10 protein-coding genes and 1 pseudogene are annotated in these 14741 nt (G+C 64.0%); 3 read left to right on the top strand and 8 right to left on the bottom strand.

Features of this window, described 5'->3' with window-relative positions:
* Nucleotides 1-178 precede the first annotated feature (178 nt).
* From B0G83_RS02495 to B0G83_RS02485, 3 genes are read right to left on the bottom strand one after another with little or no spacing between them, the layout of a single operon-like run.
* The gene (locus tag B0G83_RS02495) at nt 179-1069 is read right to left on the bottom strand and encodes a transglutaminase family protein (protein ID WP_105505830.1); all 891 of its coding nucleotides are present in this window, start codon (nt 1067-1069) and stop codon (nt 179-181) included.
* Nucleotides 1066-3726 carry a circularly permuted type 2 ATP-grasp protein gene (locus B0G83_RS02490; protein WP_105505829.1) on the bottom strand — a complete coding sequence of 887 codons (2661 nt, stop codon included), beginning with the start codon at nt 3724-3726 and terminating at the stop codon, nt 1066-1068. Before B0G83_RS02490 ends, B0G83_RS02495 begins: the two co-directional genes overlap by 4 nt.
* A 31-nt stretch (nt 3727-3757) precedes the next feature.
* A complete protein-coding gene (locus tag B0G83_RS02485; protein WP_105506553.1) occupies nt 3758-7231 on the bottom strand; it encodes a DUF2126 domain-containing protein in 3474 nt (1157 codons plus the stop codon).
* A gap of 333 nt (nt 7232-7564) precedes the next feature.
* Here B0G83_RS02485 and B0G83_RS02480 point away from each other — a divergent pair, with 333 nt between their 5' ends.
* Nucleotides 7565-8767 (top strand): putative zinc-binding metallopeptidase, encoded by a 1203-nt coding sequence (locus tag B0G83_RS02480; RefSeq protein WP_105505828.1) that lies wholly within the window; start codon nt 7565-7567, stop codon nt 8765-8767.
* Between the two features lie 4 nt (nt 8768-8771).
* On the opposite strand, the gene B0G83_RS02475 is transcribed toward B0G83_RS02480, so the two are convergent.
* From B0G83_RS02475 to B0G83_RS02465, 3 genes are all read right to left on the bottom strand, one after another.
* Nucleotides 8772-10058, bottom strand: coding sequence for a DUF3443 domain-containing protein (locus B0G83_RS02475; protein ID WP_105505827.1), 1287 nt, complete (start codon nt 10056-10058; stop codon nt 8772-8774).
* An 11-nt stretch (nt 10059-10069) separates the two neighbouring features.
* The gene (locus B0G83_RS02470) at nt 10070-10519 is read right to left on the bottom strand and encodes a DUF2844 domain-containing protein (RefSeq protein WP_105505826.1); all 450 of its coding nucleotides are present in this window, start codon (nt 10517-10519) and stop codon (nt 10070-10072) included.
* A 565-nt stretch (nt 10520-11084) separates the two neighbouring features.
* On the bottom strand, nt 11085-11510 hold the full coding sequence (locus tag B0G83_RS02465) for a phasin family protein (RefSeq protein ID WP_105505825.1): 426 nt from the start codon (nt 11508-11510) through the stop codon (nt 11085-11087).
* Nucleotides 11511-11801: 291 nt separating this feature from the next.
* Here B0G83_RS02465 and B0G83_RS38465 point away from each other — a divergent pair.
* A pseudogene (locus B0G83_RS38465) lies at nt 11802-11969 on the top strand (hypothetical protein); the annotation flags it as partial.
* 503 nt (nt 11970-12472) lie between these two features.
* Nucleotides 12473-13240, top strand: coding sequence for a DUF4410 domain-containing protein (locus tag B0G83_RS02460; RefSeq protein ID WP_105505824.1), 768 nt, complete (start codon nt 12473-12475; stop codon nt 13238-13240).
* Nucleotides 13241-13319: 79 nt separating this feature from the next.
* On the opposite strand, the gene B0G83_RS02455 is transcribed toward B0G83_RS02460, so the two are convergent.
* Both B0G83_RS02455 and B0G83_RS02450 read right to left on the bottom strand, forming a co-directional pair.
* Complete coding sequence (locus B0G83_RS02455) at nt 13320-14006, bottom strand: dihydrofolate reductase family protein (protein WP_105505823.1); 687 nt, start codon at nt 14004-14006, stop codon at nt 13320-13322.
* Nucleotides 14007-14124: 118 nt separating this feature from the next.
* Entirely contained in the window at nt 14125-14700 is a 576-nt protein-coding gene (locus tag B0G83_RS02450) for a DUF2878 domain-containing protein (protein ID WP_258167653.1), read from the bottom strand.
* Nucleotides 14701-14741 lie beyond the last annotated feature (41 nt).

Below are 14741 nucleotides of genomic sequence, written 5' to 3'. Positions count from 1 at the left end.
GGAATCAGAATGCCAGAACGTTCTCGGGTTTCAAAAATGGGATTCTCATTGAATGGGAATGAGAGGCAAGGGATTTCCCCGAGTGGGCGAAATTGAGCGTGCCGCGGCGAAACGCGCGACACGTCAAGAGGATTCGTCTGACAGAAACTGCCTGAATCAGGCGGTAAAGCAGGAAGATCTAAAGCGCGAGCACCGTCACACCCACTTCCACGCGATGCGCGCCGCCGCCGAGAATCATGCCGCGCAGCAACGACACGTCGCTGTAATCGCGGCCGATGGCCAGCGTCACGTGATCCATGTCGGCCAGCACGTCGTTGGTCGGATCGAGGTCGATCCAGCCGCTGCCGGGACAATGCACCGACACCCACGCATGCGACGCATCCGCGCCGATCAAACGCGGCTGCCCAGGCGGCGGGTCGTTGCGCAAATAGCCGCTCACGTAACGCGCCGGCAAACCCACGGAACGCAAACAGCCGATCATCACCTGCGCGAAATCCTGGCACACGCCGCTCTTCAATTCGAACGCGCGTTCGGCAGGCGTATCGAACATCGTCGCCGAAGGTTTGTAGTCGAAGTCCTCGTGAATGCGATGCATCAGGTCGATGGCGCCTTCGGCGATCGGCATGCCGGGCGGAAAACTCGGCAGTGCGTACGCGCGCAGCGACGGCCGCGGCACGATATTCGGCGACGCGAAACAGAACTCCACCTCGGGCCGGAACCGACCGCCGACGCGAAACCGCAGCGCCTCCGCCACTTCGTCCCAGGCGGGCGTCGTGTCCGGGTCGAGATCGGTCCAGCGCGGCAGCAACGCGACCGTGGTTTCGCTGACGAGTTGCAGGCGTTCGTGCGGCGCATCGAGTGCGAAATACAGCACGTCGTTGCCGAACGCGTCGAGACGGCTGTTCAGATATGACGGCTCCGGCTCGATCTTTTCGCTGTGCGACACCACGCGCTGCCACGCGCACGCGATCGGCCGGATCGTCGCGAGATGCTGGGCGGTCTCCACGTACGTGGAATAGTGGTACGTGGTGCGATGCGAAACGGACAACACGGTCGGCGCGTTCTTCATGACCACACCTGCGAGGCGACGGTGCTCGCGTGACTGAAGTAACGCGCGCTGATTTCGTGCGCGGCGGCGCCGACAAAGCCGCCGATCTGATCACAGACCGCCATCAGGTCGCCATGCACGCCGTTTTCGTCGACGGCGCACAGCGCTTCGAGCGTCGGCAACGACACGGCGGGCGGCATCAATTCCGCGAACGGACGATGCCGCACGCTGCCCGCCGCGACGGCGATCTCATCGAGTTTTTTACGCAGACGCGCGTACACGCCGTAGATGCCACGCGGATTGGTCGGCTCGCAGACCAGCAGGTCGAGCAAGGCCGGCACCTCGAAACGGCCGGGATACAGCGAGCGATACGTCAGCGTGCTGTCGAACAGTTGCAGCAGCAGATCGAAGCCGGCGGGCGTGGCGAGTTGGCCTTTATCGGCGATCACGCGCAGGAACGATGTCATGGCCGAAACACGCTCGATATGGCGGCCGACGAACAGCAAACGCCAGGCTTCGTCGCGCGTCATGCGGTCGCCTTGCGCGCCGCTGATTGCCGACAACTGCACCGACAAGCGTTCGAGCGCCGTCATCAACGTGACGCGGTCATAGCGGTCGAGGCGTTCGCCACGGCCGTAGGCACCATTCGCGGCGCCATTCCCGGACGACCCGCCGGACGACCCGCCGGACGACCCGCCGGACGGCCCCGGCATCAACGTCTGCAACGCATCGCGGAAGTCGTTGCGCGCGGCGAGAATCGTGCGCCAGTGATCGTTGGACAGCCGCCCCCGCACTTCGCCGTTCGAGCGCGCCTGGCGAGCCAGATTCTGGCCGATACTCGCCACCCCGGTGCTCTCGCTCAGATTCGCGACCAACGCGCGTTCGAACGCTTGCGGCGAGTGCGGCGACGCCATGTCGCCGGCCTGCACGAGCCCACAGTGCAGCGCGAGTTCGACCAGGGTCGGAAACATCGCGTCGGCGTCGTTGCCTTCCAGCGAGCCGAGAATCAGCCGCAACAGCCGCACGTTGTTTTCCACGCGCTCGCCGTAGCGTCCGGCCCAGAACAGGTTCTCCGCCGCGCGGCTCGACACGGTGCGATGCTTGCGCGCGAGATCGGCGGGTTGCATCGGCGAAGGCAACAGCGTGAACGTCGAGGTGGGCTGGCTCGACAGCACCCACGTATCGACGCTGCTGCCGCCGTACTGCATCGACACGGTCGTCTGACGTTCGGCGGCCATGCGCGTGAAACCGCCCGGCATGACATGCCAGCCGCCGTTGACGTCGGCGATCGCATAGACGCGCAGCACCGACGGACGGCGGCCGATCGTGCCGTCCTCGTAACGCGGCGTGCTGGAAAACCGCTGCGCCTGCTGGATCGTGTAAGTGTCGGGCATCGCTTCGATGCGCGCGCGCCACGAGGACAGTTTCTGCCGGCCCTGCTCGATGCCGGGCGGCGCATCGCGTGCGCCGACCGGCCACGTCGGCACGATAAACGCCTCGTCGAGCCGCGCGAAGGCGTGCTCGCGCGCGGCCTTTTCGCCGCACCACCAGGTCGGCACGCTCGGCAGCAGCAGGTCTTCGCCGAGCAGCACTTCGGCGATGCCCGGCAGAAAACCATGCAACGCCGGCGACTCGACAAAGCCCGAGCCCGGCACGTTCGACACGATCACATTGCCCGCGCGCATCACCTGCAACAGGCCGGGCACGCCGATGCTCGAATCGGCGCGCAGTTCGACCGGATCGCAGAACGCGTCGTCGAGACGGCGCAGCACCACATGCACCCGTTCGAGACCGCCGAGGGTTTTCAGATACAGCTTGTCGTCACGCACGGTCAGGTCTTTACCCTCCACCAGCGTGACGCCGAGATAGCGCGCCAGAAACACGTGCTCGAAATAGGTTTCGCTGAACGGTCCCGGCGTAAGCAACGCGATATGCACCGACTTTTCGGCGCCTTCGCTGTCGTGCCGCATGGTCGCTTGCGCGGCCTGCACGAGTGTTGCCATGAGTTGCGAATAGGTCGGCGCGAGGCGGCTCACCCGCATCGCGCGGAACGGATCGGCGAACAGCGTCGACACGATCAGCCGGTTTTCGAGCGCATAACCGAGCCCGGACGGCGCCTCGGTGCGATGCGCCATCACGGTCCAATCGCCGCCGGGCGTGCGCGCCAGATCCACCGCGACCACCTGCAGGTATTGGCCGCCAGGCGGCGTATAGCCCTTCACCGAACGCAAATAACCCGGATGCCCGAACACCAGCGCAGGCGGCAATTGGCCACGCTCCAGCAGGGTCTGCGGGCCATAAATATCGGCGACGATCGCATTGAGCAGATGCGCGCGCTGCGTCACGCCCCGCTCGATTCGCGCCCACTCTTCCTCGCTGATCAGGAACGGCAGCAGGTCGAGCGCCCAGGGCCGGGGCTCGCCGTTATCCGCGTAGACGTTGTAGCTGATGTCGTTGTCGCGGATCTGCTGCGCGATCGACGCGCGATGATCGTCCAGCCGCGCGATGCCGTCTTCGCCGAGCCGCTCGAAGAATTGTCGCCAGGGTTCGCGCAGTGCGCCCGAGGCGTCGCGTAACTCGTCCCAATGTCCCTCGTAAGCCGGCAGCAGGCGCAGCAAGGACGAAGCGTCCGCGCGCGCCGCGGACGTCTCGAAGGGAAAAGTCGATTGAAAGGCCAAGGTCGTGTCGTTTTAAGAGTGTGCTGCGTGGTTACCAGTAGCGCAGGTCCAGCGTGAACGGAAACTCCAGGCTGCGCTGCGGCATGTCGACCGTGAGCGGCCCCGGCGTATGGCCCGACGCCAAATAACGCGCGCGCCGCCGGCTTTCCGCCTCGTAAGCATTGACCGGGAACGTCTCGTAATTGCGTCCGCCCGGATGAGCGACATGATACTGGCAACCGCCCACCGAACGGCCGGTCCATGTGTCGACCAGATCGAAAGTGAGCGGCGCATCCACGCCGATGGTGGGATGCAACGCCGACGGTTGCGACCACGCGCGAAAGCGCACGCCGGCCACGTACTCGCTGACGCGGCCGGTCGGCTGCAACGGCACCGGCACACCGTTCACGGTCAGCACATGACGGTTGTCGTTCAGCCCCAGCGCGCGCACTTCGAGCCGCTCCACCGACGAATCCACATAGCGCACGGTGCCGCCCGGCGAACCCTCTTCGCCCATGACGTGCCACGGTTCGAGCGCGTTGCGCAGTGTCAGCGACACGCCGTTCACCGTGGTCGCGCCGACCAGCGGAAAACGGAATTCGAAGTGCGGCGCGAACCAGTTGCTGTCGAACGCGAAGCCCGCCTGGTTCAGTTCGCCGATCACGTCGTCGAAATCCATCTTCGCGAAGGTGCCGAGCAGGAACCGGTCGTGCAGTTCGGTGCCCCAGCGCGTGAGCCGCTGCGTGTAAGGCGTGCGCCAGAAGCGCGCCACCAGCGCGCGCAGCAGCAACTGCTGCACGAGACTCATGCGCGCGTGCGGCGGCATTTCGAAACCGCGCAATTCGAGCAGGCCGAGGCGGCCGGTCGGACCATCCGGCGAATACAGCTTGTCGATGCAGAACTCGGCGCGGTGCGTGTTGCCTGTTACGTCGATCAGGATATTGCGCAGCGAACGGTCGATCATCCACGCCGGCAAACTGGCGCTTTCGCGGCCGCCGAGCAGGTCGATCTGCCGCTGCAATTCGCGGAACGCCACTTCGAGCTCATAGACCTGATCGTTGCGGGCTTCGTCGATCCGCGGCGCCTGGCTGGTCGGTCCGATGAACAGCCCGGAAAACAGATACGACAGCGACGGATGGTTGTGCCAGTACGCAATCAGACTCGCGAGCAGATCGGGGCGCCGCAGGAACGGACTGTCGGCGGGCGTCGCGCCGCCGAGCACGAAGTGATTGCCGCCGCCGGTGCCGGTATGGCGGCCGTCGGTCATGAACTTCTCGCTGCTGAGATAACTCTCGGCCGCGGACTGATACAGATACTCGGTGTGATCGACCAGTTGATCCCAGTTCGACGCCGGATGAATGTTCACCTCGATCACGCCCGGGTCCGGCGTGACCTGCAGGATCTTCAGACGCGCGTCGCGCGGCGGCGGATAGCCTTCGAGCACGACCTTCATTTGCAGCTCGGCGGCGGTCGCTTCGATCGCGGCCAGCAGGTCGAGATAATCGTCGAGCTCGGTGAGCGGCGGCATGAACACATGCAGCAAGGTGCGGCCGCTGCCGAACGCATCGGTCTCGGCTTTGGGACCGGCGGCCCGTTTCGGATCGCGCGCCTCGACGCAGATCGCCGTGCGCAAGGTTTCCTTCGACGACATCCCGCGCGCCGGCGGCTGCTCGCCACCGGTCTGCGGCGCGAACGCCAGCACGCCGCTGCCCGCCATGCCGCTCAGCAAATCCGCGGCCGACGACGACAAGGCCGCCGCCCGCCGAGCCTCCGTGGCACTCAGCGTGCGCTGCTCGCCGTCGTATTGCATCCGCAACTGCGCGGCCGAGCGTAACGGCACGGGCGGCGCGAACGGATCGTGCGCGTGCTGGTACGGGTAGTCGGTCTTCGACACCCACGGCAGGGCGTCGAGCGGCAGGCGGTAGCCCATCGGCGAATCGCCGGGAATCAGGAACATGCGTTCGTCGCGGAAGAACCAGCGGCCGCTGACCCACTTCGGCGCTTCGTGCGGCACGTCGCGTTCGCGGCCGAGCGGCAACACGAAACCGGTCGCGCCGCCCAACCCCGCGTCGAACACGCGGCGCAGGCGCACGCGCTCCAGTTCGTCGTCGAGGCGCGCATCGAGCGGATCGACGTTGACCGGCAAACGGCGTTCGCGCCACAGGTAGTACCAGACGTCTTCGAAACCTGGCTGGATGCAATCCGTGTCGAGGTCCAGTTTGGTCGCGAGATGCGCGAGGAAGCGTTGCGCGTCGGCGGCGGTGTAGTTGCCGGGCTCGCGTTCGTCGCCGAACAGCGACGGATCCTGCCAGCACGGCTCGCCGTCGGCGCGCCAGTAGAGCGACATGGCCCAGCGCGGCAGTTGTTCGCCCGGATACCACTTGCCCTGGCCGATATGCAGGAAGCCGTTCGCGCCGTAACGCGCGCGCAGTTTTTCCATCAGCGCGACGGCGTAGCCGCGTTTGGTCGGGCCGAGCGCGTCGGTGTTCCATTCGGCGGCGTCGCGATCGCGCACCGACACGAAGGTCGGCTCGCCGCCCATGGTCAAACGCACGTCCATGTCTTCCAATTGGCGGTCCACTTCGGCGCCCATCGTCAGCACGTCGGCCCACTGCGCTTCGCTGTACGGCTTCGTGACACGCGGCGTTTCCAGCACCCGCTCGATCGACATGGTGTGCTCGAACTCGACCTCGGACTCGTCGACCGCGCCCGAGATCGGCGCGGCGCTGCCCGGTTCCGGCGTGCAGGCGACCGGAATATGCCCTTCACCGGCCAGCAGCCCGGAGGTCGGGTCGAGGCCGATCCAGCCCGCGCCCGGCAAGTACACCTCGCACCACGCGTGCAGGTCGGTGAAGTCGACCTCGGCGCCGCTCGGGCCGTCGATCGATTTGACGTCGGGCGCCAGTTGCAGCAGATAGCCGGACACGAAGCGCGCCGCCAGCCCCAGTTGCCGCAACGTCTCGACCAGCAGCCAGCCCGAATCTCGACACGAACCTGCGGCGCTCGTGAGCGTTTCTTCGGGCGTCTGCACGCCGGGTTCCATCCGGATCAGGTAGCGGATCTCGTGTTGCAGCCGTTGATTCAGCGCGACGAGGAAGTCGGCGGTGCCGGCCGGCGTGCGGTCGATACTCGCGACGAACTCGGCGAAGCGCGGCGTCATCGGCCGTTTGACGCGATAGGGGGCAAGCTCCAGCGCGAGGCCGGGCTCATAGTCGAACGGAAATTGCTCGGCCGACGGTTCGAGGAAGAAATCGAACGGGTTGTAGACCGCCATTTCGGCGATCAGATCCACGGTCACCTTGAACTCGCGGGTCTTCTCCGGAAAGACGAGGCGCGCCTGATAGTTGGCGAACGCGTCCTGTTGCCAGTTGATGAAGTGTTCGGCCGGCTCGATCCGCATGGAATAGGCGAGGATCGGGGTACGGCAATGCGGCGCAGGCCTGAGACGCACGACCTGGGGCGACAGCGCGACCAGCCTGTCGTAGCGGTAATGTGTGACATGATGCAACGCGACGCGTATGGACACACCGGACTCCTGGACGAAGGATGGCAGCCCGCCAAAAAGCAAGCTTCATGCCGTTTATCAAACAAGCGCGAAAATCCGCGTGAACAGCCGATTAGCCCCGGAATACCGCCCGCTGCGAAGTGTGCCGCGTCCATCGAGCGTCCGGTCGCTCGACTAGCGCGCCTTTCTACCGCCTTGCGCCGGGCCGCGCACCAAAGCGGCGCAGCCTCGATGCACGATCATGCACGTAATGTGCGTTAAACCGGTGACGTCTGGCAATTGCGGCATAAAGATTGCGACGAGTCGTCGCTCGCGATCCGTTGCGATCCGCTCTCCACTCTTCAGGCTCCATCGATGAAAACGTTCCACTGCAATCACTGTTCGCATCTCGTCTTTTATGAAAACGTGCGTTGCGAAAGGTGCGAGTCGTTGCTCGGCTACGTGCCCGAGGTCGCGGAAATCAGCGCCTTCGAAGACGCCGGCGAGGGACGCTGGCGCAGTCTGCATCCCGATCTGCCCGACGCACTGTTCCGCCAGTGCCACAACTACGCGGTCGAAAACGTCTGCAACTGGATGATTCCCGCCGACTCGCCCGACACGCTGTGCCGCGCCTGCCAGTTGACGCGGACCATTCCGAACCTGAGCGCGCCGGACAACCGGCTCTACTGGTATCGGCTGGAAATGGCCAAGCGTCGCCTGCTTTACACGCTGGCGGCACTCGGTCTGGATGTGAAGTCGCGGCAGATGGACCCGGAGCACGGCCTCGCGTTCGAATTCCTCGAAGATGGCGGCGATGGCGAACAGGTCATGACCGGTCACGACAACGGGCTGATCACGCTAAACATCGCCGAAGCGGACGACGCGTATCGCGAGAAAGTCCGCACCGCGATGGGCGAGCCGTACCGGACCCTGCTCGGGCACTTCCGCCATGAAACCGGTCATTACTATTTCAGCCAGTTGGTGCAGGACAACCCGCGCTGGCTCGAACCCTTTCGCAAGCTGTTCGGCGACGAGAGCGTCGACTATGGCGAAGCGCTCACGACCTACTATCGCGACGGCGCGCCGGCCGACTGGCAGGCGTCGCATATCAGCGCCTACGCGACGATGCATCCGTGGGAAGACTGGGCGGAAACGTGGGCGCATTACATGCTGATCGTCGACGTGCTGGACACGTCGACGTCATACGGCGTCGCGCTGCTGCCCGACGATCCGAGCGAGCCGACGCTGACCGACCGCACGCCGGTGGAGGACGCGAGCTTCGAGAATCTGATGAAGCGCTGGTTTCCGCTCACTTACGCGTTGAACAGCCTGAACCGCAGTCTGGGAATGGCGGACGGTTATCCGTTCACGCTCGCGGCGCCGGTAGTGGATAAGCTGCGCTTCGTGCATCGCGTGATCGCGGAGGCGGGCGATAAGTCGCGGCCGAGGGAAGCGGCAGCGGTGGCGGGTGCTCCCGCGCCTGCGGCAGCACCCGCAGCGCCACCGCCCTTGCCGCTGTCACAACCAGCGGGTGCCGCCGCCGCTCCCGCACCGACGACCCAACCCGCCAAGTCCTGACAACTCAATACGCGACGTAAGGCCCCGTGCCGCCGGGCGTCGCCTGTTGCTCGACCGCCGCGTACACATTGCGGCCGTAGAAGAACGGCAGCCCCCAATCGAAAATCGTCGACGTGACGAACGCCGGACCCGCCAGCAACGGCAGCGCCGAACTGCCGCTATAGGTCTGCGCGATCGTCGTCGCATTGCCGACGCTGAAGTTCACCGCGCTCGTCACGCCGTTCACGCCTTCTATCATCGCGCTCAGTTGCTCCGTCGACGCCGGACAGTAATACGAACTGTTCGGACTCGCGCACACCGGCATCGCGCTGCTCGCGAAGAACAGGCCGGTCGAGCCGCTGTCCAGAATACTTTGCGAATACGTGTTACTGCCCTGCACCGTCGTGAACGTGCCGTTCGACGGACTGACGCCGATCACCTGCGCGCCGCCCAACGTATTGTTGGTCTGCGTGCCGATGCCGAACACCAGTTGCCCCGTCACTGAAGCCGCGCCGCCGGAAACCGTTGGCAGGCTCAGCATCGAACCGTTGTTGTCGGTCGCGAAGTAGGGAATCGGGTTGGCTACCTGATACTGCTCGGCGAGCGGAATCGACGTGCACGATGCACCGCTGCATGCGTAGTACGTACCATCCACCGCTTGCTGCACGCAGTTCGCGCCGCAGTCGTGCTTGAACACGCCGATGCCGAGAATCCCGTTGGCCTGCAGCGTGGCCGGCGTGTTGCGCGATGAGCCGAAGCTCGCGCAAGCGGCCGGCAAAGACGCGTAGTTCGGATCGATCACCTGGATCGGCAGCGACGAAGCTTTCTCGCCGGCGATCTGCAGATCGGCGAGCCGCACCGAGCCCCACGTGTAGCCGTCGAAGAACTGCATGCATTCGGCGACCGGGTTACCCGAGGCGTTCTGCTGCTGCGGCAGCGGCACCGAAGCGGGCAATTGCGACGCGAAGATACGCACGCCCCACGAACCGGTGTCGACCAGCACGTGATCGAGGGTCTGGCATTGGGTGGTGCCGGGCGTGCAGATCGTGAGGCTGACGAACGGCATGTTCGGCACGCTGCTCACGCCGGAGTCGACCGTCACGCGCACCGCGTTCGCGGCCAACGCTGGCGACGAAGGCGCCGACAACGCCGTGGTCGAACTGCTCGAACTGGCCGAGGCGCTGGAACCGCCGCCACCGCCGCCACCGCACGCGGTGACGAGCAGCGCGAGCAACGCCGCGCCCAACAGGGTGATCGCCGTCGAGGAACGGGAAGAGGAAAACGCGGAAGAGAACGAAGACAAATAACGCATGATTCGCTCCGTTATTGAATGACGCCGACATCGACGCCCGCGGGCACCGCTTGCGGCAAATACGCATGGCCGGCGAACGCGCGCAGATGGCCGCCGGAGTAGACCACCAGATCGCTGTTGGACACCGCCAGCGGCGTGCCGCGACGCGTCGCGGTCGCGGCGACGTAGGTGTCGAACGAGGCGCCGAGCATCGACTTCAGATCCGGCAACGTGGGGCCTTGCCACGCGACGCCGAACACGACACCGCTCGACGCCACGTATTCGCGCACCTGGGTGCCCGACGGCATCGTGATCAGGTGTACCGAATACGCACTTTGCGTAGTCGCCGTGTGAGCGACGGCGTGCAGACGCGCCTGATCGTTGTCGATCGTGCTGACGTTCTGGCCTAGCGTGGCGTGTGCGGCGAACGACAGCGCGCAGCTTGCCCCGAGCATTGCGCGAGCAATGCGGGTAGAGAGCATCGGTTTCAAGAGAATGTCCTTCGAGGTGAAACGCTCATGACGACCTTGGCCGGGTCGGTCAGGAACGGGAATCCAGGGGCGCACTCCTGATCGGCGGTGCCGGTTCTGCATTCACACCGGTTGGTTTGCGTGAATGCGTCAACGGAGTGGCAGCGCGAAACTTTAGCGAGCCGGGCATGACGTTGCAATCGTTTGCGCAGCAATTTAAACCGCCACGCGACGCGCCTCCGTTTAGGCCTGTTTGATCGTAAGGAAGAGGATCACCAACGGACGGTGCTTACGCGTAAATTTTCGCGTCGGAGCCCGTTTAAAGCGAACACGCGCATGAAATAACGGGGACGTAGTAAAAAAACATCCATGCGCGTTGCATTACTCAGTCGATGTAAGCGTGTGCTGAATAAACTGCCTCGACATCGCGTTTTCCTCTGACGATAAGCACTGCCCCGCATGCTTTCGTGTGACGAGATGAAGCCCACGCAACGCGCCGTTGCCGAGGCAAAAAAAAGCCGCAAATGACACACAGGTCATTTGCGGCGTCGGCCGGGATTCGCGATCCCGGCGCTGGCTATTTCTTCTGCTGCTGAAGAAGCGACTTCAGTTCCTGCACATTTTCCTCGACGCGTTTTGCGATCACCGCATACGACTCGGCTTGCGTCTGATACGCGGCTTGCGCGAGTTGCTGCATGTCGGCGAGCGACTTGTGCAGGCTTTGCTGGATCAGTTCGGCGGCCTTCGACGAAGGCGCGGCGCCGCCGCTCGACAACTGCCCCGTCAGCGACTGCATTTCGCCCAGCGTGGTGCGCAACATATCCGCCTGTTTCTGCGCGAGCGACTGCATGCCCTGGAAGGCCGTCTGATTTGCCTGAACGAGCGCTTCCATGTCCTTGCGTCGCGCTTCCATGATGGCGGGTACGTCGAAGCCGGGGAGCTTGAACTGCTCCAGCATTTTGGTGAAATCGCCAAACGGATTGGCGGCGTCAGGTCGGTCCATGCGAAATCCTCCTTAACGGTTGAGTACGCGCCGGCGGTGCGTCGCCGTATTGTGTGCCATGACGCATGCACCCGCGGCGCGGCGTGCGCCGCGCGTCCCGCGAAGCCATGCGCTTCTGGGGTCGGACGGCACATCGGGTCAATCATGCGCCATCCGGCCAACTTGCGCCAGCAGGCAGAGCCCTGGATTACGTGGCGGATGCTTCAAGGCGTTGGTGATTTTTATGGTGCCGAAGGCAAGGTACGGTAAGTTACAGCGCGGCTTCAGTAACCCGACGGAACGGCGCGTCGCGTGCTGAGCAAAACGCAAGATCCGATGCTGCGTCACTACGTCTACGACTCACTGGCGCGCGAGCAGTTGAAGCCCGCCAATCCCGATCAGGCCATTGCTACCTTACGCACCAGCCTGTCGGAAGATCTTGCCGCCGCGAGCAAGCCGCCGGCCGGTCCGGAAAGATGACAATGCAACGACTTTTCCATGACCGCGCACTGGAAGCGTTACCGCCAACGCACAACGCGAAGCTGTTCGACCGGATGCGTTAGCTGCCCCACATTGCCGCTTCACTGCCCACTTTTCATCTTCCGTCAGGTGATTACGATGGAGGCTCCAAAACGCTAGAGCCTGGTGAAGAATGCGCTACCCGCTCAACATGGCCGTTGCCGCCGCCCTACTCGTCTTCGTTCTTTGCTGCATCGTCAGGCTCGCGTTGAACTGACGTCCGAATCACGCGGAACTCCCTACGTTTCGCGCCATGACATGGCGCGAAATAATTGTCGAATGGAGTTGCAACAGCACCTCGCCCATACTTCGTTTCGCTGCCGGTGCGTAAGAAACGAACGCATGAGATCAAGGTGTTTAACGTGCGAGTGCGTCTCGCCGGTGATCAACGATCCTACGGTTGCCCGATCGCCGAACGAGACGCCCGAACATAACGGCACCCGCGTGCCGACGACAGGACGACCATGTTGCTTTCACTGAATTTCCTCAAGAACCAAACCGCCCGTTTGGCCTGCATCGCGCTGGTCTGCGGCAGCGCGCTGCTGAGCGGTTGCGCCGGCGGTCACATCGACAACGCGAGCGCGGCCACCGCGCAGCCGCAAGTGCGCCCGGACAATATTTATGTCTACACGTTCGCCACCGATTCCGATCAGGTGAAACTCGACGGCGGCATGCTGCAAAAACTGAAGACGCAGATGGACGGTTCGTCGGCGGCGGAAAAACAGGCGGCCGATGCGCTCGCCGTGCGTGAACAGGTGGCGGACGAAATCGTCCATCAATTGCAATCGATGGGCTTGCGTGCGATTCGCTCGGACATTCCGGCGCCCGCCGATCAGAACGTGCTGCTCGTGCAAGGCAGCTTCGACACGATCGACTCGGGCAATCGCCGTCGCCGCATTCTGATCGGCCTCGGCGCGGGCAAGAGCCAGGTGAGCAGTTCGGTGCAGATTCTGTATAAACCGGCGGGCGGCGAGGCGCGCCTCGTGCAAAGCTTCAGCGCTTCGGGCGACAGCGGTAAGGCGCCCGGCATGGTGGCAACCGGCGGCGTGGGTGCGGCGGCCGGTAGTATCGCGACGACGGCGGCGGTGGGCGGCGGCTTGCACGCGGTATCGGAAACGAAAAAGACCGGCGTCTCGGCGGATGCGAAACGCCTCGGCGACGCGGTTGCTAAACAGATCGCGCAGATCGGGGTGAGCGGCGGCTGGTTGTCCACGCAACAGGCGAAAAGTTAAGCGGCCTGGAACGCGTTGCGAAGCGCGGCCCGGAGAGCGGAACAGCGCTCTCCGGGCCGCGCTTCTTTCTGCCGCCTTTTTATACCTTCACCAACTTCGTGTAACGCAACCAGACTGCATCGTGTTGTGTTTTTTCGACCGATGTCAGTTTCAGATACGCGGGCGCTTGCCATTTATCCATGGCCACTTCGAATGAAGACGGATGCTCGCTACGGCCATCCACCAGCGGCACGATCAGCACACTCACTTCGTCCACGAGTCCCGCGTTCACGAACGCACCGCTCACATGCGAGCCGCCCTCCACGATCAATGTCTTCACGCCCAATTCGTGCGCGAGCGTCTGCACCACTTTGCCGAGATCGATCTCATGTTCTCCGCCGAATACGTACGACACACCGATCGATTGCAAGTACGCGAGATAGTCGTCGCTCACCTGACTGGTGAGCACTTCGACCACGTGCGATTTCAACGCCGTGTTGCTCTTCCAGGCCACACGTCCTTGCGGGTCGATGGAGATTGCATACTGAGCGGCGTTGCGCTCGACGATATGGTCCGTACGCGGCACGGTGCCTTTCGCGAGACCCTTCGGATAATCGTCGCCGTGCGAAATCTCCTGCATGGTCACGCGGCCGCAGATCCAGCCGTCGGCCTTAAAAGTGGCCGCGGTGTCTTCGTACAGGTCCGACGCGAAGTCGAGATGCCAGCCGTCGGTGAGACTGCGGCCGTCGAGCGAGGACATCATGTGAACGACGATATAAGGTTTCATGCGCAAAGCCTCCGGTTAAGGTCCATCCAATTCAATCAATAGACCTTTAGCAAGGGGCATTCCGCGATGGCGTTTTTTTGCCGCCTTAGCCGGCATGCGGCGGATGCAGTAAATGCGCTTAAGTTTCGCGATGCACGCCGTCCCAGCGTTTTGCAAGCTGCAGCAGCGCGGGCAACAGCACGGCCCAACCGATCGCGAGCGCGATCCACGCCGCGTACGGCCGGTTGAAATGCACCGCGCCCAACGCGGCGCCGGCTCGAAACGACAGCGGCCCGGCGATTGCGCCAAGTACAGCGGCCAGCATCGGCCGCGTGCGCAACCACGCGAACACCACGTTGAACTGGATCGCGAACAGCGCCCATAGCGCGCTCATCCAGTAGGGCGCGCAACCTTCGATCGTCGTGCCGCTCGGATAGACCAGCAGGCCCGCGTACACCAGCACGCTCTCCCAGATCATGCCGACGCCCACCGTCACCATCAGCAGCCGCGCTTCACGCCGGGGCTCAGGCACGCGCGTCAGGTGCCAGACGACGGCGCATGCCGCGAACCCCATCCCGAGCCAGCCGGCGCCATGCGCGGCGCTCAACACGCAGACGAACCAGCCGGCCTGACAGACCACGAAGTAGAGTCCGGCGACCGAGCCGCTGCCGCCTCGCGCGAAGAGACCAGCGAGCGAATTTTTCATCGATTGCATGCGATGGGTCCGTTGAGAGCGATGGCCTGGCGGTGCGGCTC

It is taken from the genome of Paraburkholderia sp. BL21I4N1, assembly GCF_002973525.1.
Lineage (GTDB): Bacteria > Pseudomonadota > Gammaproteobacteria > Burkholderiales > Burkholderiaceae > Paraburkholderia.
Note: the sequence above shows the minus strand (reverse complement) of the source record. Positions and strands in the feature narration are given on the sequence as shown.